Annotated in this window: 26 protein-coding genes; 6 read left to right on the forward strand and 20 right to left on the reverse strand. The window is 64.7% G+C overall.

Annotated elements, in window-relative coordinates; all coding sequences use genetic code 11:
* Nucleotides 1-185: 185 nt before the first annotated feature.
* The 6 genes from NMG70_RS28515 to NMG70_RS28540 all read right to left on the reverse strand — a co-directional run bounded on the left by NMG70_RS28515 (nt 186) and on the right by NMG70_RS28540 (nt 6,940).
* Entirely contained in the window at nt 186-956 is a 771-nt protein-coding gene (locus NMG70_RS28515) for an exodeoxyribonuclease III (RefSeq protein ID WP_254027577.1), read from the reverse strand.
* A 9-nt stretch (nt 957-965) separates the two neighbouring features.
* Entirely contained in the window at nt 966-1,610 is a 645-nt protein-coding gene (locus tag NMG70_RS28520) for an alpha/beta hydrolase family protein (protein ID WP_254027578.1), read from the reverse strand.
* Nucleotides 1,611-1,791: 181 nt separating this feature from the next.
* Nucleotides 1,792-2,886, reverse strand: coding sequence for a tetratricopeptide repeat protein (locus NMG70_RS28525; RefSeq protein WP_254027579.1), 1,095 nt, complete (start codon nt 2,884-2,886; stop codon nt 1,792-1,794).
* Complete coding sequence (gene ku / locus NMG70_RS28530; protein WP_254027580.1) at nt 2,883-3,788, reverse strand: non-homologous end joining protein Ku; 906 nt, start codon at nt 3,786-3,788, stop codon at nt 2,883-2,885. Before ku ends, NMG70_RS28525 begins: the two co-directional genes overlap by 4 nt.
* Nucleotides 3,789-3,878: 90 nt before the next feature.
* Nucleotides 3,879-6,365 carry a DNA ligase D gene (ligD, locus tag NMG70_RS28535; RefSeq protein WP_254027581.1) on the reverse strand — a complete coding sequence of 829 codons (2,487 nt, stop codon included), beginning with the start codon at nt 6,363-6,365 and terminating at the stop codon, nt 3,879-3,881.
* 350 nt (nt 6,366-6,715) lie between these two features.
* On the reverse strand, nt 6,716-6,940 hold the full coding sequence (locus tag NMG70_RS28540) for a hypothetical protein (protein WP_023799025.1): 225 nt from the start codon (nt 6,938-6,940) through the stop codon (nt 6,716-6,718).
* Between the two features lie 229 nt (nt 6,941-7,169).
* Here NMG70_RS28540 and NMG70_RS28545 point away from each other — a divergent pair, with 229 nt between their 5' ends.
* The 4 genes from NMG70_RS28545 to NMG70_RS28560 all read left to right on the forward strand — a co-directional run bounded on the left by NMG70_RS28545 (nt 7,170) and on the right by NMG70_RS28560 (nt 12,205).
* Nucleotides 7,170-8,177, forward strand: a complete 1,008-nt coding sequence (locus NMG70_RS28545) for an aldo/keto reductase (RefSeq protein WP_254027582.1) — start codon at nt 7,170-7,172, stop codon at nt 8,175-8,177.
* Nucleotides 8,178-8,430: 253 nt separating this feature from the next.
* Nucleotides 8,431-9,381: a substrate-binding domain-containing protein gene (locus tag NMG70_RS28550; protein ID WP_254027609.1), complete on the forward strand. Its 951-nt coding sequence runs from the start codon at nt 8,431-8,433 to the stop codon at nt 9,379-9,381.
* A 221-nt stretch (nt 9,382-9,602) separates the two neighbouring features.
* A complete protein-coding gene (locus NMG70_RS28555) occupies nt 9,603-11,192 on the forward strand; it encodes a sugar ABC transporter ATP-binding protein (protein ID WP_254027583.1) in 1,590 nt (529 codons plus the stop codon).
* Complete coding sequence (locus NMG70_RS28560; RefSeq protein WP_254027584.1) at nt 11,189-12,205, forward strand: ABC transporter permease; 1,017 nt, start codon at nt 11,189-11,191, stop codon at nt 12,203-12,205. Before NMG70_RS28555 ends, NMG70_RS28560 begins: the two co-directional genes overlap by 4 nt.
* A 217-nt stretch (nt 12,206-12,422) precedes the next feature.
* Here NMG70_RS28560 and NMG70_RS33100 read toward each other — a convergent pair whose 3' ends face one another.
* The 6 genes from NMG70_RS33100 to NMG70_RS28590 form a co-directional block, all read right to left on the reverse strand.
* Complete coding sequence (locus NMG70_RS33100) at nt 12,423-13,058, reverse strand: DUF982 domain-containing protein (protein ID WP_367185610.1); 636 nt, start codon at nt 13,056-13,058, stop codon at nt 12,423-12,425.
* Entirely contained in the window at nt 13,059-13,268 is a 210-nt protein-coding gene (locus NMG70_RS28570) for a hypothetical protein (protein WP_254027585.1), read from the reverse strand.
* 96 nt (nt 13,269-13,364) lie between these two features.
* Entirely contained in the window at nt 13,365-14,996 is a 1,632-nt protein-coding gene (gene groL / locus NMG70_RS28575; RefSeq protein ID WP_254027586.1) for a chaperonin GroEL, read from the reverse strand.
* A gap of 54 nt (nt 14,997-15,050) precedes the next feature.
* The gene (locus NMG70_RS28580) at nt 15,051-15,365 is read right to left on the reverse strand and encodes a co-chaperone GroES (RefSeq protein WP_254027587.1); all 315 of its coding nucleotides are present in this window, start codon (nt 15,363-15,365) and stop codon (nt 15,051-15,053) included.
* Between the two features lie 374 nt (nt 15,366-15,739).
* Entirely contained in the window at nt 15,740-16,012 is a 273-nt protein-coding gene (locus NMG70_RS28585; RefSeq protein WP_254027588.1) for a DUF982 domain-containing protein, read from the reverse strand.
* 187 nt (nt 16,013-16,199) lie between these two features.
* On the reverse strand, nt 16,200-16,418 hold the full coding sequence (locus NMG70_RS28590) for a hypothetical protein (RefSeq protein ID WP_254027589.1): 219 nt from the start codon (nt 16,416-16,418) through the stop codon (nt 16,200-16,202).
* Between the two features lie 261 nt (nt 16,419-16,679).
* Here NMG70_RS28590 and NMG70_RS28595 point away from each other — a divergent pair, with 261 nt between their 5' ends.
* Together NMG70_RS28595 and NMG70_RS28600 are read left to right on the forward strand one after the other, a co-directional pair.
* Nucleotides 16,680-17,144, forward strand: a complete 465-nt coding sequence (locus NMG70_RS28595; protein WP_254027590.1) for an Hsp20 family protein — start codon at nt 16,680-16,682, stop codon at nt 17,142-17,144.
* A gap of 58 nt (nt 17,145-17,202) precedes the next feature.
* Nucleotides 17,203-17,739 carry an Hsp20/alpha crystallin family protein gene (locus NMG70_RS28600; RefSeq protein ID WP_254027591.1) on the forward strand — a complete coding sequence of 179 codons (537 nt, stop codon included), beginning with the start codon at nt 17,203-17,205 and terminating at the stop codon, nt 17,737-17,739.
* 130 nt (nt 17,740-17,869) lie between these two features.
* On the opposite strand, the gene NMG70_RS28605 is transcribed toward NMG70_RS28600, so the two are convergent.
* From NMG70_RS28605 to NMG70_RS28640, 8 genes are all read right to left on the reverse strand, one after another.
* Complete coding sequence (locus NMG70_RS28605; protein WP_254027592.1) at nt 17,870-18,274, reverse strand: periplasmic heavy metal sensor; 405 nt, start codon at nt 18,272-18,274, stop codon at nt 17,870-17,872.
* Complete coding sequence (locus NMG70_RS28610; RefSeq protein ID WP_254027593.1) at nt 18,271-18,762, reverse strand: hypothetical protein; 492 nt, start codon at nt 18,760-18,762, stop codon at nt 18,271-18,273. The genes NMG70_RS28605 and NMG70_RS28610 overlap by 4 nt, the downstream gene beginning before the upstream one ends.
* Entirely contained in the window at nt 18,759-19,367 is a 609-nt protein-coding gene (locus NMG70_RS28615) for an RNA polymerase sigma factor (protein ID WP_254027611.1), read from the reverse strand. The genes NMG70_RS28610 and NMG70_RS28615 overlap by 4 nt, the downstream gene beginning before the upstream one ends.
* 22 nt (nt 19,368-19,389) lie before the next feature.
* A complete protein-coding gene (locus NMG70_RS28620; RefSeq protein ID WP_254027594.1) occupies nt 19,390-19,773 on the reverse strand; it encodes a hypothetical protein in 384 nt (127 codons plus the stop codon).
* Between the two features lie 69 nt (nt 19,774-19,842).
* Nucleotides 19,843-20,307 carry an EF-hand domain-containing protein gene (locus tag NMG70_RS28625; RefSeq protein ID WP_254027595.1) on the reverse strand — a complete coding sequence of 155 codons (465 nt, stop codon included), beginning with the start codon at nt 20,305-20,307 and terminating at the stop codon, nt 19,843-19,845.
* Nucleotides 20,308-20,711: 404 nt separating this feature from the next.
* A complete protein-coding gene (locus tag NMG70_RS28630; protein WP_254027596.1) occupies nt 20,712-21,602 on the reverse strand; it encodes a ribokinase in 891 nt (296 codons plus the stop codon).
* Nucleotides 21,603-21,647: 45 nt separating this feature from the next.
* Nucleotides 21,648-22,523 (reverse strand): MurR/RpiR family transcriptional regulator, encoded by an 876-nt coding sequence (locus NMG70_RS28635; protein WP_254027597.1) that lies wholly within the window; start codon nt 22,521-22,523, stop codon nt 21,648-21,650.
* A complete protein-coding gene (locus NMG70_RS28640) occupies nt 22,520-23,497 on the reverse strand; it encodes an ABC transporter permease (RefSeq protein WP_254027598.1) in 978 nt (325 codons plus the stop codon). Before NMG70_RS28640 ends, NMG70_RS28635 begins: the two co-directional genes overlap by 4 nt.
* Nucleotides 23,498-23,506 lie beyond the last annotated feature (9 nt).

A 23,506-nucleotide genomic window follows, 5' to 3' on the forward strand; every position in this document is an offset into this window, starting at 1 on the left:
GGTTGGCGCCCCTCTGTCCTGCCGGACATCTCCCCCACTTGGGGGGAGATCGGCCGTCACATTTGATTTCGCCAATCGCCAACCTCGAAACAGAGGCGCTATCGGCGGAACTCCCCTTGTGGGGGAGATTGGCTCTCCACCCCTCACCGTAACTCCCCTTGTGGGGGAGATTGGCTCTCCACCCCTCACCGTAACTCCACCCACACCGGGGCGTGGTCGCTGGCGCCGGGCTCGCCGCGGACGTCGCGGTCGATGCCTGCCCCGGTCAGCCGGCGCGCCAGTTTCTTGGAGAGCAATATATGGTCGAGCCGCAGGCCGGCGTCGCGCGGCCAGCGGTTGCGGCGATAGTCCCAGAATGTATAGAGCGTCTCCTTCGGGTGCTTCTTGCGCAGCGCGTCGGTCCAGCCCTGGTCGAGCAGCGCTGCGAAGGCGGCGCGGCTTTCCGGCTGCACCAGCGCATTGTCGTCATAGGAGCGGGTCGGATAGATATCGCGCGTCTCGGGCACGATGTTGTAGTCGCCGGCCAGCACCACCGGCAGCCCGGTGTCGAACAGTTCCGCCGCATGGGCGTTCAGCCGTTGGTGCCAGGCAAGTTTGTACTGGAATTTCGGGCCGGGCTGCGGGTTGCCGTTCGGCGCATAAAGGCAGGCGATGACGATGCCGCTGACCGCCGCCTCGATGTAGCGGGCCTGCTGGTCGCTGTCGTCGCCGGGCAGCGCCTCGCGGATCAGAACCGGTTCTGAACCCCGCGCCAGTATGGCGACGCCGTTCCAGGTCGGCTGCCCCACCCAAACCGCGCCATAGCCGGCCGCGGCGAGTGCTGTGCGCGGAAGCTGCGTCTGTCTCGCCTTCAGCTCCTGCAGGCAAACGATGTCGGGCTTGGCGACAGTCAGCCAGGCCAGCAGGTTCTGCAGCCGGCCGTTGATGTTGTTGACGTTGAAGGTGGCGATCTTCATCGGCCTGCTTCAGCGCACGATGCGCTCGGTCCACGCCTTCACCGCATCAGCGAGAGCCTTCAGATGATCGGCGGCCGAAAAACCGGAGATGCTCTTGCGCGGCTTCAAATCGTGGTCGCCGTCTTCCAGCCAGTGGATTTCGATGCGGTCGGAAAGATCGTAGGTCGCGACCTCGTCCCTGGTCCCGAACTCGTCGCGTGTGCCCTGGAAGGTCAATGTCGGCGTCTTGAGATCGGCGAGGTGTTTTGTCCGAAGCTGCGTCGGTTTGCCCGGCGGATGGAAGGGATAGCCCAGACAAAGAAGCCCTGATATCTCGCCCTTCGAAAACATCTCGTCGGCGATCATCGAAGCGACGCGGCCGCCCATCGACTTGCCGCCGATGATGAGCGGCCCCTTCACGCCCTTCGCCCTCAGGTCGCCGATCGCCTTGGCGTATTCCGGATTCACCGTCTCGGCGCGCGGCGGCGGCTTGCGATGGCCGTAGCGGCGGGCCGCCATGTAGTGGAATTCAAAGCGCGCAACGCGGAAACCGACTTCGGCCAGCGCTTTTGCCGTGGCATTCATCGAGGCAGAATCCATCGGCGCGCCGGCGCCATGGGCGAGCAGGACGGTGATTGGGGCTGTTTCGGCGCCGTCGAAGAGGAAGGTGGTCATGGGAACTCCAACGTTGACGACCCCTTCTCCCCTTGTGGGAGAAGGTGGCCTCGCGAAGCGAGGTCGGATGAGGGGTGCTCCAGCTTGGCACCGATGGCGATCCTTCCAACACCCCTCAACCGTCTCGGCGCTACGCGCCGATCCACCTTCTCCCACAAGGGGAGAAGGTAGCGCCATCGCCTCACCCCGCCGACATCCGCGCCAGTTGCAAATCGACGAACTGAATACCCTTGGTCGCCATGCGCGCCCATTCGGAGCTGGCGTCGAGCTCGAGATAGCGCGCCCAGTTCCGCCGCGCCTCGGCGAAGTTGCCGGCGTCGAACTCCAGCCTCGCAAGGTTGAACACCGCATCGGCATAATTGGCATCGAGCGCGATCGCCTTTTGCAGATGCCGTCGCGCCGAGCCGTCGCGGCCCTCATCGCTCATCAGCCCGGCCAGATTGAACCAGGCCTCGACAAAGCCTGGGTCGCACTTGATGGCGCGGGCATAGTCATGCGCCGCCTCGGCCGCGTGGCCGGAGGCGCGCAGGCAGTTGGCGCGGTTGAAGGCGGCGATGGCATCGGTCGGGTCGATGGCCAGACAGCGCTGGTAGAGTGCGGCCGCTTGCGCGTGGTGTTCAGCCTCTTCCGCGGCTTCAGCGTCGGCGAACAGTTCTTCCAGCGTGTCGTCATCCGGCGACCCCAAGTCGAACAGCAGCTGGCCGTCGAGTTCGCTCTGGCCGCCATCGAGATAGATCGCATCCGCGCGCCCATGCTGCGAGCCGACGTTCAGTGACTTGGCGGTGAGCGAGGCGACCGGGCCGGAGCGGTGCACGGAGCGCGCGATCGCCCCCCATGACGCGCCGCCGGCAATCAGCCCGGCATATTTGCGGGCCAGGATCAAATCGCGGAAGGAATAGGGCTCGCAATCATGCTCGAACGCATCGAACAGACTGAGAAGGTCGAGGTCGGATGCGGCCAACCGCGATTGATCGAGAAGCGACTGCCGCGACAGGGCAGAGGTCTCCGGCGCCTTCGTCAGCCCGAGCAGGCGCAAAAAGCCGTTTTCGCTGATCAGCTTTCGGCCGGCCGCGCGCTCGGCGGCGACGCGGCGCTCGATCTCGGCATCCCCCGCCTGGGCGAGATACAAGCGGCCGAACACGACATGTGTCGTGCGCCGGGTGACGCCGCGCCGCAGCTGGCCCTGCTGGCGCTCGACCTCGCGCGCCGCCAGCCTCAGCGGAAACGCCGCCAGCGCGCCGATGGTGCCGAAGACGCTGCCGGCGAGAGCCGTCACGCCTTGCTCTTGCCGACGGCCTTGAGAAGGTTGGTCTTGAGCGGATTTTCCTTGGCCGCTGGGGTTTTGCCCTTGGCCGCCGGTTTCGCCGCTTCATCGGCCTTGCTCTTGCTCTTGGCCGGCGGCTTGGCGGATTGCGACAGGCTGGCCTTCAGCGCATCCATCAAATTGATCACATTGCCGCGCTCGGGGGCGGCGGCGATGATCGGCTTGTGACCCTTGAGCTTCTCGCGGATCATCGCCATCAGCGCGATCTCATAGCGATCCTCGTAGTTCTTCGGATCGAAGCTGGTTTCCTTCTGCTTGATCAGCGCTTCGGCGAGCTGCAGCATTTCCGGATCGGGCTTGCCGGCGGGGATGTTGCCGAAATATTCAGCCGTGCCGCGCACTTCGTTCGGGTTCCTCAAGGTGCAGACGAACATGCCGTTCTCGCGCGCGCCGATCGTCACCACGCGCTCGCGGCTGGACAGCACCAGCCGCGCGATCGCCAGCTTGCCCGACTTGCGCATCGCTTCGCGCAGCACGGCGAAGGTTTCCTCCGCCATCGCGCCATCGGGCGCCAGATAATAGGGCGCGTCCTGGTAGATGACGTCGACCGAATGCTCGTCGACGAAGGCTTCGATGTTCATCGTGTGGTTGGATTCAATGCGCACCGCCTCGAGGTCGGCATCGTCGATGATGATGTACTGCTTGTCCTCGTATTCGTAACCCTTGACCAGGTCCGAGCGCTCGACCAGCCCGAGCTCGGGATCGACCGGCTTCATGTTGATGCGGTTATGGGTGTCCTTGTGCAGCTGATTGAAGCTGATGCGCTCACTGGCACTCGTCGCCGGATACAGCCGGACCGGACAGCTGACGAGACTGAGCTTGAGGTAACCTTTCCAACTTGCCCTGGGCGCCATAAAAACTCTCCTACGCGGCCGTGCACTGTCGAACTGTTCGCAGCGCTTCGTCCAAAGGACGAACGACGCTGCGCAAAACCTACATCGCCCTCACAATACCGGCAAATCCCTAGCGAAATCTTCCATGTCGGCCCAGGGATCGCCGGAGGTGGCCAGAAGGCCCGGCAGTGAAGAATAATTCAAATCTTCCGGAGCGTCGATGGATTCCAGATCGGACCAGCTCACCGGCGTCGAGGCCGGCAAATTGGTGCGGGCGCGCAGCGAATAGGGTGCGGCCGAAGTGTGGCCGCGCGCGTTGCGGTGATAATCGATGAAGATGCGCCGCTTGCGGTTGTCCTTGCCCATCGTGGTGGTGAAAATGTCGGGCGCGGTGGCGGTCAATGCCGAGGAGATGGCGCTGGTCGCCTGGTGCAGTTTCTTCCAGTTCTGTTTTTGCGTGACCGGCACTGATATGTGGATGCCCTTGCCGCCCGACGTTTTCGCGAACGGCACCAGCCCCATCGCTTCGAGCTCGGCGCGGATATGCACCGCGGCCTCGACCACCTCGCGCCAGCTAACCCCCTCGCCTGGGTCGAGGTCGAAGACGATCAGGTCGGGTTTGTCGAGCCGCGTGCGATGGGTGCCCCAGGTGTGGAACTCGACGACGCCGAACTGCGCCAGCGCCAGATAGCCCTTGGCGTCCTCGACCGACAGGTAGGATTTGGTCTCGCCCTCGGAATTGGTCGCCTCGAAAGTCGCCACCGATGACGGCATGCCGGTGAAGGCATGGCGCTGGAAGAAGCAGTCCTGCGGTTTGCCGGTCGGGCAGCGCACCAGCGACACCGGGCGGCCCAGAATGTGGGGCAGCATGAAGTCGCCGACCAGCGCGTAGTAGACGGCAATATCGAGCTTGGTCGGTCCGGTTCTGCCGAACAGCCGCCGCGTCGGGTTGGTCACCCAGATCGTGGCGAGGTCGGCCTCGGCGATCAGCCGCTTGCGCTTGGCCGATACAGGCGTCGACAGGCCGACGTCGCGCAGCCCGCGGAACACGGCATGGCGCAGCGCATTGTCGGTGGTCCGGTTGGCATAGTGGATATGCGCCGAAAGCAGCGGCCGCACCCAGTTCATCTCGCGCATGATCTCGCGCGGAACCCCTTCGGGCGCCGACGCGCCGGCGCGCAGCGGCTCCAGGCGGGAAAACAACTCTGTGGCGGTGGCGGCGTCGAAGCCGGTGCCGACCTTGCCGCGATAGTGCAGTTCGCCATCCTCGAATTCGCCGAGCCCGAGTGCGGCCAGTCCCTCGGCAGCAACCGAGGTGGTGTAGCCGGCGATGACGAAATCGCCGGTCTTCAGCGCCTTGGTCTTGGTCCAGGTCTTGGTGCGGCCGCTCTGGTAGATCGCCGTGGCGCGCTTGGAGACGATGCCTTCCAGCCCCATCTCGGAGGCCTGGTCGTAGAGCGCCTGGCCATCGCCTTCGACGTGGTCTGAGAACTGGATGGCGGAGTTGGCGCCCAGGCCGGACAGCAATTGCGACAGCAGCGCCTTGCGCCGGCTGAGCGGCGCATTTCTCAGGTCCCAGCCGTCGAGATACAACAGGTCGAAGGCATAGAAGTGGAGCTTGTTGCCGGCGCCTTGCGCCAATGCATCCTGCAGCAGCGCGAAGCGGCTGATGCCCTTGGCGTCGAGCGCAACGACCTCGCCGTCGATGATTGCATCGCGGCAGGGCACCCTGGCAAAGGCGAGCGGCAGGTCGCCATAGCGCCTGGTCCAGTCGAGACCGGCGCGGGTGATCAATTTGACCGCGCCGTCGGCCAGATGCGCCATGGTGCGGTAGCCGTCGAACTTGATCTCATGCAGCCAGGTTTCGGGCGTTTTTTCCGCGAGGCCTTCGCCGCCCGGCGGCTTCGGAACCTGCGTGGCCAGCTGCGGCTCGATCCGGGAAGGCAGCGGCGCCTTGACCGCACCCGGCAGCGCACCGGGTTTCAGCGCCACCGGTTTCGCAGGCTTTTGGGCTGGCTTCGGCGCTTCGACCAGTTCCTCGATCCGCCGTCCCGATTTGACGCTTTCCGGCCGCTCGGCAAGGATGTCGAGCGCCGTATCGGCAGCGAGGTCGCGCTCCTTGAACAGCAGCCAGTTCTTTTTGCCCTCATTCTCGCCGGGCTTCGGTTTCAGCCTGGTCAGCATCCAGCCGCCATTCAGCTTCTCGCCGGCGAGACGAAATTTGAAGGAACCGGTGCGCAAGCTCTTTTCGACATCGTCCATCGGCGCCCAGACGCCGGTGTCCCAGACGATCATCGGCCCGCCGCCATATTCGCCCTCGGGAATGACGCCTTCGAAGTCGATATATTCAAGCGGATGGTCCTCGGTCTCGACCGCCAGCCGCTTGTCGGCCGGATTGAGCGATGGACCGCGAGGCACCGCCCAGCTCTTCAGCACGTCACCGACCTGCAGGCGAAGATCGTAATGGTCAGCGGTAGCGCGATGCTTGTGGACGACGAAGCGATTGCCTTCTGCGGCAACCAGCCCGCCGACGGGTTCCGGCGTCTTGCTGAATTCGCGCTTGGCGCGATAGGCCTTGAGTTTGGAGGGAGCCGGCATGGGGCTAGGCGTGGGTGGTGGGCAAGAGCAACGAGCGTCGAGTTTCTTCGCACCCCCCTCTGTCCTGCCGGACATCTCCCCCGCAAGGAAGGAGATTGGCAGTTTGTACGTCGGCGTCTCTTCTTCGACGTCGGAGATTGGCGAAAGCACTCGCGACATCCGATCTCCCCCCTTGCGGGGGAGATGGCAAGTGATGGCAAAGAGGGCAGGCCAGAGGGGGGTGCTGTCCCGCCAGCATCAAAACTCCATCGCAGCGACGCCCCGATGTCACGGCATGGATCCAAGAGTCTCCGCGACGTCGGTTCGCTCCTGCTCCGCCCTGGGATGACGAAGAGATGGATGTCACCGGCTCAATCGTCAGTGGCCGGCGTCAGTTCGAGCTCGGCCGGCGACAGACCCTGCTGGAGCTGGCTCAACCGGAATTCGTCGACCCAGTAGGCCTCACCGTCGACGAGGACACGCGCCTTGTAGGCGCCGGCGGAAAAGCTCTGTGCGGTGATGTAGACCTTGTGGCGGCCGAGCGCCCTGCGCACTGCAGCGCGCTTGGAATTCTGGCTGGTGACGGAACTGGCCATGGACTCGCTCATACACACGCCGCCGCAGGAAAAGGCGGCTGACACAAGGATGGCCGAGACCGGGTGTTCTGTCAATTTCTGGGCACTGGGCAACACTGGGCAAGGCGCTTAGCGGAAAAGCTCGCACGATCGTGCGATCAGCCTCGACCGAGCGACTGTGGAAACTGAGCCAACGCTCTATATCGTCCTGACGCATACGAACCCTGACAATTATCCGGAGAGATCATCCATGACCTTGAGCACACGCAAGCTGGGCAGCCAGGGGCTGCAGGTATCGGTGATCGGCCTCGGCTGCATGGGCATGAGCCAGTCCTACGGCCCGGCCGACGAGGCGGAATCGATCGCTACGCTGCACCGCGCCATCGAGTTCGGTTGCACCTTCCTCGACACGGCGGAAGTGTATGGCCCGCACACCAACGAGGAACTGCTAGGGCGCGCCCTGAAGGGCCGGCGTGGCGAAGTGACGATCGCCACCAAATTCGGCTTCCGTATCGAAAACGGCAAGCAGATCGGCACCGACCGCGACAGCCGGCCCGAGCATATCCGCGAGGCGGTCGAAGGCTCGCTCAGCCGGCTCGCCACCGACCATATCGACCTGCTTTACCAACACCGCGTCGACCCGGCGGTGCCGATCGAGGATGTGGCGGGTGCTGTCAGCGAACTCATCGCTGAAGGCAAGGTGCGCTTCTTCGGCCTGTCGGAGGCGGGTGCGGCCAACATCCGCCGTGCGCACGCCGTGCAACCGGTGTCGGCGGTGCAGAGCGAATATTCGCTGTGGGAGCGCAATCTGGAGCCGGAGATCATCCCGCTGCTCAGCGAACTCGGCATCGGCCTGGTGCCGTTCGCGCCGCTTGGCCGCGGCTTTCTCACCGGCGACGTCAAGCGCGCCGAGGACTATCCGGAAGGCGACTTCCGCCGCGGTGACCCGCGCTACCAGGGCGCCAACTACGACGCCAATGTGCAGGCCGCCGGGATTGTCCGCGACATCGCGGCGGCCAAGGGCGTCAAGCCCGGCCAGATCGCGCTGGCCTGGCTGCTGCACAAGGGCAGCGATTTCGGCATCGATATCGTGCCGATCCCCGGCACCAAGCGCCGAAAATACCTCGAGGAAAATGTCGCCGCCGCCGCGATCAAGCTCGAACCCGCCGAGATGCAGACGCTCGACGACGCGCTGGCGCCGGGCAAGGTCGCGGGTAAGCGCTACAACGAACGCGTCATGGTGACGATCGACCGGTGATCTTCCCTTCTCCCGCTCGTGGGCCCCACGGGCGAGGGAAGGCCAGCACCCCGTTCTTGCGCAAGTCTCCGACCTTGGCTAGCATCCGGCCGCCGGCGCCGAGCGGAGGAGAACGTCGCGGTGGACCGGCTGGAGCGCCGTTGCGTCCCCTTGGGCGCTCAAAGGACACTCCATTTCTGGATCGACGCAGGAACCTCCGGAAAACCGGAACCGGTTTTCGGGTTCATGCGCTCATGTGGAGGAGACTAAATTGATCAACAGACGTGAATTCCTGCTGTCGTCCGTGGCGATCGGCACATTGGCGCTGGCCGCTCCGCAACTGGCGGTCGCCCAAGACAAGCTAACCATCCTTGGTTCGGTGCCGAGCCTCGGCTTTCCGTTCTTCGTGCACATGCTGAACCAGATCAAGGCGGAAGCTCAGGCGCAGGGCGTCAACCTTGTCGAAAGCGACGGCCAGAACTCGGCGCCCAAGCAGACCGCCGATATCGAGGCAGCACTCGTGCAGAAGGTCAACGCCATCGTCATCTCGCCACTCGACGTCAACGCGCTGGCCCCGGCAATCGAGCAAGCGGTCCAGGCCGGCGTCCCCGTCGTCACCATCGACCGCCGCGTCGACGGGGTCGAAGGCATCCTCGCCCATGTCGGCGCCGACAACGTCAAGGGCGGCGAGGCCGAAGCGCAGGCCATGGTGGCGGCGTTCCCGAACGGCGCCAAGATTTTCCATCTGCAGGGCCAGCCAGGTGCTGGGCCGGCGATCGACCGCAACAAGGGCGTGCACAACGTCCTCGACCCCATGAAGGACAAGTACCAGATCATCTTCGAGCAGACCGCCAATTTCGCCCGCGCCGAGGCACTCTCCGTCACCGAGGCCGGCCTTGCCGCCAACGGCAAGCCCGACGCGATCATCTGCGCCAATGACGACATGGCGCTGGGCGCGGTCGAAGCCTGCGCGGCGCGCAACTTCACCGACGTCAAGATCTACGGCTTCGATGCGCTTCCCGAAGCGCTGGTCGCAGTGCGCGACGGCAAGCTGGCCGGCACGGTCGAACAGTTCCCCGGCGAGCAGTCGCGCACCGCGGTGCAGATCGCCGTCGCCTATGCCAGGGACAAGACCGAGCCGAAGGAAAAGCTCGTCCTGCTGACGCCGGTCGTCATCGGCAAGGACAATCTGGACAAGGCGGAAAGGCTGGGCGAGACGAAGTAGGCTGATTCGCAAGGCCGGCGGGACAGCACCCCCCTCTGGCCTGCCGGCCATCTCCCCCTCAAGGGAGGAGATTGGCAGTTTCAATGCGTCGCCCTCTCTTCAACGCCGAAGATTAGCGAAAGCGGCCATGACCCATCCGATCTCCCTCCCTTTGAGGGGGAGATGTCCGGCAGGACAGAGGGGGCGCTGTCCCGCGGCCAATCGCAATCAGGGAGAAACCTTTGCCCACAGCCGAAGCCGCAGCGCCGTCGCCATCTCCCGCCCTGCTCGCCGTAGAAGGCGTGACCAAGCGCTTTGCCGGCGTGACTGCGCTCAACGATGTCTCGCTCGAGGTTCGGCCCGGCGAGATCCTCGGCCTGCTCGGCGAGAACGGCGCCGGCAAGTCGACGCTGCTCAAGATCCTGTCCGGCGTGATGCCGCCGTCCAGCGGCCGCATCGTCTTCGACGGCGTCGAATTCAATCCGCACAATCCGCAGGATGCCAAGCGCCTCGGCATCGTCACCATCTACCAGGAACTGAGCCTGATCCCGACGCTGACCGTGGCGGAAAATATCTTCATCGGCCGCGCGCCGCTCGGCCGCTTCGGCCTGGTCAGCTGGCGGAAGATGGAAGAAGACTCGCGCGCGATCATCGCCCGCGTCGGCCTCGACCTCGACCCGGCGACGCCGGTGTCGGCGCTGTCGGTGGCCGAGCAGCAGCTGGTCGAGATCGCCCGCGCGCTGTCGCTGAAGAGCCGTCTCATCATCATGGACGAGCCGACCTCGGCGCTGACCGAAACCGAAGTCCAGAAGCTGATGTCGATCATGGGCCGGCTGCGCAAGGACGGCGTCGCCATCATGTTCGTCACACACAGGCTGGAAGAGGCCTCCGCGATCTGCGACCGCATGACGGTGCTGCGCGACGGCAGGCTGGCCGGCCATCTCGACCGCGACAAGGGACCATCGGGGGGGCCGATCAAGCTGCCGAAAATCATCGAGAAGATGGTCGGCCGCGCCGCGTCCGAGCTTTATGCCAGGCCGACGCTGCGCGATGTCGCCGGCGACGTCAGGCTTTCCGTGCGCGGCCTGCGCACGGTGCGCGACCCGCAGGCGCCGCACGCCATCGTGCTCGAAGGCGTCGATCTCGACCTTAAGGCGGGCGAGATCCTCGGAGTCGCCGGGCTCGTCGGCTCCGGCCGCACCGAACTTGCCCGCGCCATCTTCGGCGCCGACCGCATCGCCGCCGGCACCATCACCCTCGACGGCAAGACGATCGCGCCTGAAACACCGGCCGACGCCATCGCGCTCGGCATCGGCCTGGTACCGGAAGACCGCAAGCATCAGGCGATCTTCGCCGCGCTCGGCATTCTCACCAACTTTTCCATCGCCGCACTCGGCCGCTACTCCAACGGTCTCGGCTTCATGGCCGAGCGCCGCGAGCGCCAGGCGCTGGCGAGCTACAGAAAAGCGCTGTCGATCCGCATGGCCTCGCCCGAGCAGCCCATCGAGGGGCTGTCCGGCGGCAACCAGCAGAAGGTCATCCTCGCCCGCTGGCTGGCGCGTGACCCCAAGGTGCTGATCGTCGACGAACCGACACGCGGCGTCGATGTCGGCGCCAAGGCCGAGGTGCACCAGATCCTGGTGCAGCTCGCCGGGCGCGGCATCGCCATCATGATGATCTCGTCCGAATTGCCCGAAGTGCTTGCGGTATCGGACAGGATCGTCACCATGCGGCGCGGCCGCATCACCGGCGAGATGCCCGGCATCGAGGCGACCGAGGAAAAACTGATGGAACTGATGGCGCTCGATCAAACGCAGGAAGCGACGCAATGACCAGCACGACCGAACAGAGCGAGCGCGGCGGCATCAATGTCGCGCGCCTGCTGATGAGCTTCGGCCCGTTGATGTTCCTCGCGCTGCTGATCGTCGTCTTTACCGTCCTGAAGCCGAGCTTCATCGACCCCATCAACATTTTCAACATCATGCGGCAGATATCGATCACCGGGCTGATCGCGCTCGGCATGACCTTCGTCATCCTCACCGCCGGCATCGACCTGTCGGTCGGCTCGCTGCTGGCTTTCTGCGGCATGGTCGCGGCGGTGGTGGCCAAGGGCGGCACCGCCAACACGCTGTCGCTGTCGACGTTCGGCGCGCAAGGCTATGGCTGGTTCGCAGCCCTTCTGGCCGCCGTCGTCGTCGGCGCCCTGGCCGGCGGCGTCCAGGGCTTTGCCATCACCAGGCTGAAAGTGCCGCCCTTCGTCGTCACGCTTGGCGGCCTCACCGTGTTTCGCGGCCTGACGCTGACGATCTCCAACGGCGGCCCGATCTCCGGCTTCGACGCGTCGATGCGCTGGTTCGGCACCGGACTGATCGGCCCGGTGCCGGTGCCGGCGATCATTTTCGCGGCGGCGGCGATCCTCTGCCACATCGCCTTGCGCTACACGCGCTACGGCCGCGCCGTCTACGCCGTCGGCGGCAATGCCGAGGCGGCGCGTCTGTCGGGCCTGCGCGTCGACCGCATCCTGATCTCGGTCTACGTCATCGTCGGCTTCTTCGCCGGCCTTGCCGCCTTCGTGCTGTCGGCCAGGCTCAATTCCTCGGAAGCCGTCGCCGGCATCGGCTACGAACTGACCGTGATCTCGGCGGTGGTCATCGGCGGCACCTCGCTGTTCGGCGGCATTGGCTCGGTCGGCGGCACGGTGGTGGGTGCGGCACTGATCGGCGTGCTGCAGAACGGGCTGCAGTTCAACAACGTCTCGTCGTACACGCAAAGCATCGTCATCGGCCTGATCCTGATCCTCGCCGTGGCCTTCGACCGCTGGCTGAAATCGCGGGTAAGGCGGTAGGGTTGAGGAGGCGGTGCAGGGCGATCTTACCTTTCCCCTTGTGGGGCCCGAAGGGCGGGCGAGGCCCGTGACTCGCCCCGGGCGGTGAATCGGCGCGTAGCGCCGAGACGGTTGAGGGGTGTCGGACGGAGTGCCAGCGGTTGCAAGCTGGAGCACCCCTCATCCGACCGAGCTTCGCTCGGCCACCTTCTCCCACAGGGGGAGAAGGAAAGCGCGCTCACGCCGGCGCATTGACACGCTGCGAACGCGTCGCCCAATCGGCGACTGTTCCACCTGCAACCGTAGAGCTCGTCAGCGGCGCGAGAAGATCGTTGCGGCGGGCAAACGCCACGAAGGTCGCCCGCGCCGTCTCGGCATCGATCTCTCCGTCCATCGCGGCCCGGCAGGCTTTTGCGGCGATGTCATGCGCGGCCGTCCGGCTCGCCCGCGGCCAGTCGGCAAGCAGCGCATAGGCCTCAGCCGCGCTTTCTATCCTGGTCGGCGTGCCGAGGCCGGTAAGGATGGTAACCGGCTTTTCAAAAGTAGAACGATCCATGACACTCTCCTTTGGAAGCTCAACTGACTCCTTTCCGGGTTCAACTGTCCGGCCGCTGCGATCCTCAAGAGCGGCCTGCGGGACGACAGCGCCGATCAGCGAATGCAACGCGGCCGGCTGCGGCGGCATGATCGGCCGTGGCAGCAACCGGTGCACCTTGGCCAGCGTCTCCAGCCAGGCCATTACGACAAGGGGCGGATGTTCACGCCCGTAGAGCCAGGCCTTTGCCTTGCCGACTGGATAGCCCGCCTCTTCGGCGAAATCGGTTTCCGACCACCGCAACAGGCGCAGGCATGCGCGCATGCGCGCGGCAATCATTTACGCTCCTCCTTGCCGGCCCACGCGTTGGGCCGACAGGAGCATCAGCGTATAGGCCGCCTTGCGGCGATCCCAGCCGGCCTGCTCGGCCATATCCAGCAAGCCGTCGACCAAGGGCGCCAGCGCAGCCCTGCAATCGGTTTCATAGTTGAAATCGTTCTTCGGGCGGGTCGGCGCCGCGATCTTTCCAAAACTGTCCATCATATCCATGGCAACACCTGCTCCGCATCCGGACCGGCAAGACCGTGCCCGCTTTGGCGGACACGGTCCATCTGCCGTTCAGAAGCCTCGCTTTGGAAGCTGACCTTAGAAGTCCATGCCGCCACCCCCGGGCATGGCCGGTGCGGTAGCTTCCTTCTTCGGCTTCTCGGCCACCATCGCCTCGGTGGTGACGAGCAGGCCGGCGACCGACGCGGCGTCCTGCAGAGCGGCGCGCACCACCTTGGCCGGGTCGATCACGCCTTGCGCGTAGAGATCACCGAACTCATTGGTCTGGGCGTTCCAGCCATAGCCGAATTCGGTCTTCTCGCGCAGCTTGCCGACGATGATCGAACCTTCCGCACCGGCATTCTCGGCGATCTGGCGCACCGGCTGCTCGATGGCCCGACGCACGATCTCGACCCCGGTCTTCTGGTCGGGATTGTCGACGGCGACATTGTCGAGCGCCTTCGCCGCCCTGAGCAGCGCCACGCCGCCGCCGGGCAGTATGCCTTCCTCGACCGCAGCGCGGGTGGCGTGCATGGCGTCGTCGACGCGGTCCTTGCGCTCCTTGACCTCGACCTCGGTCGAGCCGCCGACGCGGATGACGGCGACGCCGCCGGCGAGCTTGGCCAGCCGCTCCTGCAGCTTCTCGCGGTCATAGTCGGAGGTGGTCTCCTCGATCTGCGCCTTGATCTGGGTGATGCGGCCCTGGATCTCGTCCTTGCGGCCGGCGCCGTCGACGATGGTGGTGTTCTCCTTCTCGATCACCACTTTTTTGGCGCGGCCGAGCATCTCCAGCGTGACGTTTTCGAGCTTGATGCCGAGATCCTCGCTGATGGCTGTGCCGCCGGTCAGGATGGCGATATCTTCCAGCATCGCCTTGCGGCGATCACCAAAACCCGGCGCCTTGACGGCTGCAACCTTCAGGCCGCCGCGCAGCTTGTTGACGACCAGCGTGGCCAGCGCCTCGCCTTCGACATCCTCGGCGATGATCAGCAGCGGCTTGCTCGATTGCACTGCGGCTTCGAGCACCGGCAGCATGGCCTGCAGGTTGGAAAGCTTCTTCTCGTGGATCAGCAAATAGGGCTCGTCGAGCTCGACGCGCATCTTGTCCTGGTTGGTGATGAAATAGGGACTGAGATAGCCGCGGTCGAACTGCATGCCCTCGACCACTTCTAGCTCGGTCTCGGCGGTCTTGGCCTCCTCGACTGTGATGACGCCCTCATTGCCGACCTTCTCCATCGCCTCGGCGAGGAAGCGGCCGATCTCTGCGTCGCCATTGGCCGAGATGGCGCCGACCTGGGCGATCTCGTCGTTCCTGGTCACCTTGCGGGCATTGGCCTTGAGTTCGGCGACGACGGCTTCGACCGCCTTGTCGATACCGCGCTTCAGGTCCATCGGGTTCATGCCCGACGCCACCGCCTTCGCCCCTTCCTTGACGATCGCCTGGGCGAGCACTGTCGCCGTCGTGGTGCCGTCGCCGGCGACGTCGCTGGTCTTCGACGCCACCTCGCGCACCATCTGTGCGCCCATATTCTCGAACTTGTCCTCGAGCTCGATCTCCTTCGCCACGGTCACGCCATCCTTGGTGATGCGCGGGGCGCCGAACGACTTGTCGAGGACGACGTTGCGGCCCTTGGGACCGAGCGTCACTTTCACTGCATTGGCGAGGGTGTCGACGCCGCGCAACATCTTCTCGCGAGCTTCGGTATGGAATTTCACATCCTTGGCAGCCATTGGATCACTCCTTCAAATAGGCAGCTTACGTTGACTGGGTTGTTGCGGCCCCGCTCAGGCGGCCTTCTTTATCTCGTCGGTCATTTCAATCACGCCCAACACATCGCTTTCCTTCATGATGAGCAGATCCTCGCCGTTGAGCTTGATCTCGGTGCCCGACCATTTGCCGAACAGGATGCGGTCGCCGACCTTGACGTCGAGCGGCTGCAGCTGTCCGCTATCGTCGCGCGCGCCGGGGCCGGCGGCGATGACCTCGCCTTCCTGCGGCTTCTCCTTGGCTGTGTCAGGAATGATGATGCCGCCAGCGGTCTTCTCGTCGACCTCGATGCGGCGGACCAGGATACGGTCATGCAATGGACGGAACGCCATGTCGTTCTCCTCATAGGACAAACAGATTTTCTTGGACCTCCCTTCGCAGCCGACCGGTGCAACGGTTGATGCGACGGTGCGCGACCCCTGCTCAGGCATCGCGCGCCTATCGAGTTAGTCTGCCGGTTCAGCCTTTCAAGAGGATGCCGAAAAAATTTTAGCACTCGCCGTGATCGAGTGCCAAAACCCGATGATATCAGCGCTACTGCAAGGGTTTGAAGCGACGGATGCAGCTTGAAATCGCGGCGCAAGCACCGGCGTCATTACGCTGCAGTGAGATAGAAGAAAGCGGCGCCTTTCATGAGAGGCGCCGCCTTTGCGGCACAGCGCGTCCGCCCCGATTTCAGGTGGATTGGCGTTCAGATGGGTGAAGTTCAGGTGGATTTACGTCCCGTGACCAGCAGCCCGGCGGTGCGCGCCGCCTTGACGAAGGCGGTGCGAGCCTCGCGGGCGGTGCGCCAGCCGTCGAGCGCGTCGCGGCAGGCGCGATAGGCTGCGCGCCAGCTCCGGCCGCGCGCCCGGTCCGGCCATTGCTGCATGCATTCGATGGCTTCCCAGCTGCTGGCGACCTTGCGCTCCCCGATGGATTGGAGCCCGATGGATTGGAGCTTGAGCGTGATCGGCTCGGAGAATAGGACGTCGTTCATCACTTCCTCCTTTTTTCTTTTCTAGAGCAAGTAACATCTTTGAATAACCAGCAAGGCGGCCCGATCGGCGCCCGACTGACGAGATGGTTCGTCTGCCTGCGCGCTTCAAGACCCCCCTCTCCTCTCCAGCCCTGCCCCTCTCCAGCCCTGCTTGCCCCAACTCGGCGCCCCGGCACAACGGGGCCGGCTATACGTCGTCGTCCGGCGGTTCGAGAAGCCCGATCAGCGTCGCCACCCTTGCCGACGGCAAGGGGCGGCCCTCGTTGACCAGCGCCTCATCGGCGCCGACCCAGGCAAGGGCCTCACGCAACTCTTCGATCGTCGCGCCGGTCGAGGCGATGTCGGCGATGACGGCGTCGTCGACCGGGCCCAGCACGGAAATGATGTCGTCGCGTGTAATGGTCATGATATCCTCCATACGGCGTGTCGCCGCGACACTCAAATGACGGTTGAAACCGGCATTGCCAGTACAATCTGGGCCAGTACAATCTGGGCCAGTACAATCTGGCAACAAAAATTCTGGCAGCGGGACAGAATCTGGGTCTTGATTTCGGCCTGACAATAACCAAATCCGAAATGCCGGTTGCCGAATGGGACCGGCAGAACCCAGGGAGCGCCAAGCTCTTTGGCGTCCCTCGTACTATGTTGCTCCATGGAGGATGTAGCTATGAGAACCGCATTCGACTTTTCCCCGCTCTATCGGTCGAGCATCGGTTTCGACCGCATCTTCAACCTGCTGGAAAATGCGCCTCAGGCAGTCGAAACCTGGCCGCCTTATGACATCGAGCGAAGCGACGAGAACACCTATCGCGTGAGGATCGCCGTCGCCGGCTTTTCCGAGAACGATCTCGACATCAGCCACGAACCGAACCTTCTCATCGTCTCGGGAGAGCGCAAGGAACAGGACGAGGTGGAATATCTCCATCGCGGCCTTCCGGTGCGACCGTTCACACGGCGCTTCGAGCTTGCCGATCACATGACGGTCACCAGCGCCTCGCTCAACAACGGCCTGCTGACGATCGACCTCGTGCGCCAAGTGCCCGAAGAGATGAAGCCGCGTCGCATCACGATCGCCAAGCAAGACGGCGCGCGCAAGGCCGGACAGGTCGAGAAGCCGAAGCAGGCCGCCTGAGCGAAGGCGATCTCTGGCGTTCGCCTTTGACACAACCAGTCGAGAAAGGAGAACAGCAATGGCTATTCGTGATCTGATTCCCTGGGGCCGGGAGAACAGTCCGGTTCCCAGCTTTTATCGTAACGAGGACCGGGACCCGTTCATGGCGTTGCATCGCGAGATGAACCGCATGATCGACGACGCGTTCCGCGGTTTCGAAACGCGCATGCCGTCGCTCAGCGGGTTCTCGTCGGCGCGCGGCAACTGGCCGAGCGTTGAAATCTCCGACGGCGAGAAGGAAATCCGCGTGACCGCGGAAATCCCCGGCATGGACGAGAAGGATATCGAGGTGCTGCTCGACGACGGCGTGCTGACGCTGCGCGGCGAGAAACGCTCCGAGACCGAGGACAAGGACAGGCACTTCTCCGAGCGGTTCTATGGCCGCTTCGAGCGCCGCATCCCGCTCGGCTACGAGGTCGAGGAGGACAAGGTGAACGCAGCCTTCCATAACGGCGTGCTCACCGTGACGCTGCCCAAGACCCAGCGCGCGCAGACGAAGGCCAAGCGCATCGCCATCGGTGGCAGCAAGGTCAGTTCTGGCGGGAGCAAGCACTGACGACATCGGCAGCCGGACGCGCAAGCGCCGGCTGCGCTCATTCGGTGGATACGCCACCAGTTCCTGCTTGCAAGCTTGCAACTAGCCGCCCGCGGCCGCCCGATGCCTGGAAGGGCAAGTCCAACCAGCATCAACTTCCGGCGGCGGGCTTGGCTTTGACGTTCTTCAGCGCGGTCAACAGATAGTCCTGCATCGTCGCCTGAAGGTTTGTCGTGGCGGTGCGCACTGCCGCCATCGCGTCCTTCACCGCCGCTTCGTCGAAGGGCGAAACCTGCTGCGCCGCCGCCAGATTGGCCCGCGCCATGCGCAGCTCGCGCAGTGCCGCCAAGGTGCGCGGACGGTTTGCGCGGCGGATGCTGCGGAACTCCTTCCTCACCTCGGGCGAGTAGGCGCCGGCGATCTCGGTGATCAGCCCACCCGCCGCCGATCCTTGGCGCAAGCCATGAGCCGCATAGCCGAGCAGGAAGAAGTTGCCGGCAAGCGAAAGGCCGAGCAGCACCAGCGTCGCCGTCCATAACAGGGAACGCCTCGTCAAAGCGAATCCTCCCCAGCTGCCGGATCGGCGGCAATGCCGGACATACCATCGCCAGACAGGCCATTGTCGGACAGGCCATTGTCAGGCAGCCGCGCGCCGGAAGCCAGCGCCAGAAGCTCCGAATCCGGCAGATCGTCCTGCAGCCGCGCCACCTGGTAGCCTGCCAGCGTCATGGCTACAAGCATGGCCGCAGCGCAAGCCGCCAGTCCGGCCGGCTCAAGCAAGAACCTCGGCAGGAATGACGACCACGTTGACCTCCGGCTGGCATCGATGCGGGCCAGCACCTTGCGTGTCAGCGCCTCTTCGTCGCTGGCCATCAGCGCCGCCTCGAGCACGAGGCGATCGAGCGCGCGATCCGGATCGTCTTGCGGCGATCGGTCCGTTTCGCCCGTGACAAAGGCCCGTGCTTCTTGCCGGAAGGGAGCCGGCCAGGCGTCGACATCGTCGCCGAAGCGACGCTTGTTTCGTTCGAACTCGTCCCGTGTCATGAGGACTTCCTTTCCAGGCCTTCTGCCGCCATTGCCAAATGATCCCGCAAATGGTCCCTTAGCGCCCGTCGCCCGCGGACCAGCAATTGCTCCGCCGAGCCGGCGCTGCCGCCCATCACCTCGGCGATGGCCGCAATATCGAGATCGCCGACGGCGCGCAGCAGCACGGCCATGCGCTGCCGCTCCGGCAGGCGCGACAGGCCGTCGCGGACGATCGCAAGCTCCTGTCGCGCGGCGGTCGTCGCTTCGGCACCCGGCTCTTGCGAGGCAACCTCATCCCGGACGTCGTCGAGCCCGATGAAGGTCCGCAGCGCCCGGCGCCGGCGCTGGTCGATGCAGCGATTGGCGGTGATCCTGTACAGCCACGTCGAGGCGCGTCCCCTGGCGGGGTCGAACCGTGCGGCCTGTTTCCAGATGGTCACGAACACCTCCTGCACCACATCCTCGGCGTCGCCGGCATTGCCGAGATAGCGCGCCGCAAACACCCGCAAGCCGCGGCCATGGCGGGCGATGAGCTCAGACAGCGCGCCCTGGTTGCCCGCCGCCACCCGTGCCAGCAGTTCGTAGTCCTCACGGGGCTTCTCATGCTGCACGGCGGCGGGCACCAACTGGCGAGGCTCCTGAACGTCAACGGCGCCAGCGCCGGGACCCGAAAACCGTGTTGCCGTCCGGGCCGGTGAAGCTGCCGGCCAAGCGGCCACGGAACGGCCCACGCGCCGACACCCGCTTGCCGGAGAAGGACTGCCCGTCCGGCCCGGTGCCAGAGTAGCTTCTGGCGCAGCGGTCAACAACGCCCGCCACGCATTTGGAACTCGACGTATAGCTGCCGCCATTGGGGCCGGTGCGCGTGGTCGAGCCGGTATAGACGCCGCCCTCCCGGCTGACACTGCGGCTGATCTCGCCGCCATGCACTGTCGGCCGTTGCCATTCCTCGGCGGCGGCCGGCACGGCAGCCGCCGCGACGAGCATCGCGCCGAGGCAAAACAGATGAACCTTCGCTGAAGAAAGCATTTTTTACTCCTTGATTATGTTGGAAAAAGACTGGATCTATCTAGTTGAGCAAGGAACGTGATGAGATCGTCAGCCGGCGCGATCGGCAAAGAGCTTGCGAACGGCGGCGATCTCGTCCGCCGAGAGCGTGCCGTCGCCATTGCGGTCGGCGAGGTCGAACAGCGGCATGCGGTTGCGGAACTCGTCCTCCGAGACCTTGCCGTCGCCGTTCGTGTCCATGCGCCGCCAGCGGTTGCCGAGCCTGGCTTGCGCGGCGTCGGCGCGGTCCATAATGGCGTCGCGGGCGCCTTCGATCTCCTTCTCCTCGATGACGCCGTCGTCATTGCGATCGAGCTTCGTGAACATGCGCTCGCGCGCCGCAAGCATCTCGTCCTTTGAAATCGCGCCGTCACCATTGGTGTCGACCCGTTGCAGGATGCGCCTGCCCTGCATGTCCTTTCCCGGAATGTCCTTTCCCGAAACGTCTTGCCCGTGCGCGGCGGAAAGCGGTACGAGCCCCAGAAGCAGGGCCGCAAAGAGTGCTGAACGTTGCATGGTGATGGTCCTTTCGCGGTCATTGGTCGCAAGCGGCGACTGCTGACTAATACGCAGGAGGGACGCTTCCCCTACGCTTGCCGGCGAAAAATTCTCACCGGCTGCTGCGGATCGGGCTGCAACTCGATCGGGCCCGCGCTCTCCGCCAGAGGCGCGGGCTTCATTTGTTCGGCCGATGCGCCTGACGGCGCGAAGGCCGAATATTGAATATCTACGGAGCATTGAGTAGCAGCGTCGCTACCGTGGCGTTCCTGGCATCCAGGCAACGGAGCCCGCCATCCCTTGGGTTGGCGGGCTTTCGTTTCAATTGTCGAACTTTATCGGCCTGTCGGAGCCGAGCGAAAAGTCCTCGCCATCCGCTTCTTGTCGCCTGTTACAACAGCGGGCGGACCCAGCCACCCGTCTCAGATCGCCTCGCGCTCCCGTTCCGGCGTGGCGACCAGCAAGGCCGCGGCGGCGTTGGCGGCAGCAAGTGCGGCCTCGACCTGATGCCCGCGGGCAAGGCCTGCCGCGAACGCGCCGACGAACTCGTCGCCGGCGCCATGGGTGCTGACCACCTTCACCGGAATGGCCGCCATTGCAAATGCCTCACCGTCGCGGTCGCAATAGGCAACGCCCTCCCCGCCGGCCGTGACGATCGCGGCCGGGTAGAAATCGGCCAGCATGCGTGCCGCCTTGGCAGCACCTTCGAGCGTATCGACGACCGGAACGCCGGCCAGAAATTCCGCCTCGATGGCGTTGACGATGACGATGTCGGTGAGTGCTATCAATTCGCCGGACAGTTTGCGGGCGGGAGCCGCATTGAGCACGAGGCGGCCGCCATGCGCCTTCACCGCCCGCGCTGCGGCAATATTGGCGGCTTCCGGCACCTCGTTCTGCAGCAGCAGCACCGCCGTTTTCGCAACCATTTCGGTCGCGGCGGCGATGTCCTTCTCACCCAAGGTGAGATTGCTGCCCGAGACGATCACCGCGCCATAATCGCCGTCGTCGTCGAAGATCGCCACGCTCATGCCCGAGCCGGCGCCAGGCGCGACCCGCACAAAGCGGCTGTCGACGCCGCAGCGCGCGAGATTGTCGACAAGCGCGCGGCCGAAATCGTCATCGCCGACGGCGCCAATCATTGCCGAGCGCACGCCGGCCCGCGCCGCTGAGACCGCCTGGTTGCCGCCCTTGCCGCCGCATTTCGGCTGCCAGGCACGACCGGTCACGGTTTCGCCCTTGCGCGGGCGATCGGGCGCTTCGACCATGATGTCGTAATGCAGGCTGCCAAACACGGTTACCAGCGGCGCCGTCATGTGCCCCAATCTTTCATGAGCCCCAGTCTTCATGAGCCCCAATCTTCATGAGCCCTTGTCCCGCCGTTTCGACGTCACCGCCGACATCGTGCGGCCGAGATTGCGCTCCGCCGCCTGGTAATCGCGCTGCGCCACCGCCACGAACAGCGCATCGAGAATATTGAGCTGGGCGATGCGCGCCGCCGCGTTCTCGCCCATCAGCGGCGAGCCCTGCGCGGTCGAGCACAGCACGATGTCGGCGACGGCGGCCAGCGGCGAGTTGTCGTAATTGGTGATGGCCAGCGTCCGCGCGCCGCTCTTGCGGGCGAGATGGATGGCATCGATGACGGCGCTGGTGTTGCCGGAATGCGAAAAGCCGACGGCGATGTCGTCGGCGCCGAGCAGCGAGGCCGACATCAGCATCATGTGCGAATCGTCGTAGACCGATGCGCGGATGCCGATGCGCAGGAATTTGTGCGAGACGTCGCGCGCGATCTGCGCCGAGCCGCCGACGCCATAGAAATCGCGGTTCCTGGCGCGGTACAAAAGATCGGCGGCGCGGTCGAAATCGTCCATGTCGAGGATGGCCAGCGTCTCCTCCAGCGCCTGGATCGAGGTGCGGAACACTTTTTGGACGATCTCGGCCGAACTGTCGTCGGCCGACAGCTCCTGGTGCATTTCTGCGGTCGGCAGACGGCTGTATTCATAGACCGCGGTACGGAAGTCGCGATAGCCGGAAAATCCCAGTTTCTTGGCGATTTTCACCACCATCGCCTCCGACACGCCGGCCTCCTCGGCGATCTGCTTGAGCGGAATGGTCTCGTCGAAGCCGCGCCGTCCGAAGACGGTCTCCACCACCTTCGCCTCGAGCGGCGTCAAATGCGGCATCATCATGCGGATGCGCGGTCCTACTGCTTTCAGATCCAGGCTGGTCAAGGTCATCCACGTCCCCTCGTCACGCGATCGATAAGCATCGCGGCGAGGATTATAAGGCCAGTTGCCAGAAGCTGATAGAAAGACTGGACATTCATCAGCGTCAGGCCGTTGCGCATCGTGCCGAGGATGACGGCGCCCAGGATGGTGCCGACCACGCTGCCCTTGCCGCCCATCAGCGAGGCGCCGCCGATGGCCGCCGCAGCAATCGCATCGAGTTCCCAGAGATTGCCGAGAATAGGCTCGGCGGCACCCAGCCGGCCGATCAGGATCTGCGCGGCAAGGGCCGCCAGCAGGCCGGAGATCGCGTAGGCGGCGATCTTGGTGCGGGCGATCGGCACGCCGGCTATGTAGGCCGCCTCCTCATTGCCGCCGACAGCGAGCAGATATTCGCCGAAAGGCGTCTTCTTGAGAATGATCCAGGCGATCAGCGCGACCACTGCCACGATGATGACCGCCAATGGCAATCCGAACAGCGAGCCGTTGAAGATAGCGCGGAAGCCGGCAGGCAGGCCGAGCACCGGATTGCCGCCGGTATAGATCAGCGCCAGCGCCCGGTAGGTGCTGAGCGTTCCCAGCGTGACGATGAAAGGCTGCAGCCCGACATAGGCGACGAGCACGCCGTTGAGCAGGCCGCAGACGAGGCCGATGGCGAAGCCGGCGGCGATGGCCAGCGGAAACGGCACGCCGGCAACCAGCATCGAGGCCGAGATGACCGCCGAAAGGGCTGCCGTCGGCCCGACCGACAGATCGATGCCGCCCGAGATGATCACCAGCGTCATGCCCAACGCCAGGCAGGCGTTAATGCTCGACTGCTGCAGGATGTTGATCAAATTGCGCTCGGCAAAGAAGCCCGGGACCAGCGCGCCGAAAACGGCGAGGATCACGACCAGGCCGATCAGCGTGCCGGCATCGCGGAGGGAAAACCGGTGCAGGAATTCAGCCCTTGGGCGCGCTGCTCTGTGTTCGGTTACATCAGTCATCTGCTCGTC

It is taken from the genome of Mesorhizobium ventifaucium (assembly GCF_935822925.1).
Classification (GTDB): Bacteria; Pseudomonadota; Alphaproteobacteria; order Rhizobiales; family Rhizobiaceae; genus Mesorhizobium; species Mesorhizobium ventifaucium.

Bases quoted from the DNA above. Each gene is read 5' to 3' on its own strand.
- NMG70_RS28620 (WP_254027594.1), bottom strand. From the start codon at position 19,773: ATGCTTTCTTCAGCGAAGGTTCATCTGTTTTGCCTCGGCGCGATGCTC.
- NMG70_RS28580 (WP_254027587.1), bottom strand. From the start codon at position 15,365: ATGGCGTTCCGTCCATTGCATGACCGTATCCTGGTCCGCCGCATCGAG.
- NMG70_RS33100 (WP_367185610.1), bottom strand. From the start codon at position 13,058: ATGATTGCCGCGCGCATGCGCGCATGCCTGCGCCTGTTGCGGTGGTCG.
- ku (WP_254027580.1), bottom strand. From the start codon at position 3,788: ATGGCGCCCAGGGCAAGTTGGAAAGGTTACCTCAAGCTCAGTCTCGTC.
- NMG70_RS28595 (WP_254027590.1), top strand. From the start codon at position 16,680: ATGAGAACCGCATTCGACTTTTCCCCGCTCTATCGGTCGAGCATCGGT.
- NMG70_RS28640 (WP_254027598.1), bottom strand. From the start codon at position 23,497: ATGACTGATGTAACCGAACACAGAGCAGCGCGCCCAAGGGCTGAATTC.
- NMG70_RS28625 (WP_254027595.1), bottom strand. From the start codon at position 20,307: ATGCAACGTTCAGCACTCTTTGCGGCCCTGCTTCTGGGGCTCGTACCG.
- NMG70_RS28560 (WP_254027584.1), top strand. From the start codon at position 11,189: ATGACCAGCACGACCGAACAGAGCGAGCGCGGCGGCATCAATGTCGCG.
- NMG70_RS28600 (WP_254027591.1), top strand. From the start codon at position 17,203: ATGGCTATTCGTGATCTGATTCCCTGGGGCCGGGAGAACAGTCCGGTT.
- groL (WP_254027586.1), bottom strand. From the start codon at position 14,996: ATGGCTGCCAAGGATGTGAAATTCCATACCGAAGCTCGCGAGAAGATG.
- NMG70_RS28610 (WP_254027593.1), bottom strand. From the start codon at position 18,762: ATGACACGGGACGAGTTCGAACGAAACAAGCGTCGCTTCGGCGACGAT.
- NMG70_RS28570 (WP_254027585.1), bottom strand. From the start codon at position 13,268: ATGGATATGATGGACAGTTTTGGAAAGATCGCGGCGCCGACCCGCCCG.
- NMG70_RS28545 (WP_254027582.1), top strand. From the start codon at position 7,170: ATGACCTTGAGCACACGCAAGCTGGGCAGCCAGGGGCTGCAGGTATCG.
- NMG70_RS28635 (WP_254027597.1), bottom strand. From the start codon at position 22,523: ATGACCTTGACCAGCCTGGATCTGAAAGCAGTAGGACCGCGCATCCGC.
- NMG70_RS28520 (WP_254027578.1), bottom strand. From the start codon at position 1,610: ATGACCACCTTCCTCTTCGACGGCGCCGAAACAGCCCCAATCACCGTC.
- NMG70_RS28630 (WP_254027596.1), bottom strand. From the start codon at position 21,602: ATGACGGCGCCGCTGGTAACCGTGTTTGGCAGCCTGCATTACGACATC.
- ligD (WP_254027581.1), bottom strand. From the start codon at position 6,365: ATGCCGGCTCCCTCCAAACTCAAGGCCTATCGCGCCAAGCGCGAATTC.
- NMG70_RS28515 (WP_254027577.1), bottom strand. From the start codon at position 956: ATGAAGATCGCCACCTTCAACGTCAACAACATCAACGGCCGGCTGCAG.
- NMG70_RS28585 (WP_254027588.1), bottom strand. From the start codon at position 16,012: ATGAACGACGTCCTATTCTCCGAGCCGATCACGCTCAAGCTCCAATCC.
- NMG70_RS28590 (WP_254027589.1), bottom strand. From the start codon at position 16,418: ATGACCATTACACGCGACGACATCATTTCCGTGCTGGGCCCGGTCGAC.
- NMG70_RS28540 (WP_023799025.1), bottom strand. From the start codon at position 6,940: ATGGCCAGTTCCGTCACCAGCCAGAATTCCAAGCGCGCTGCAGTGCGC.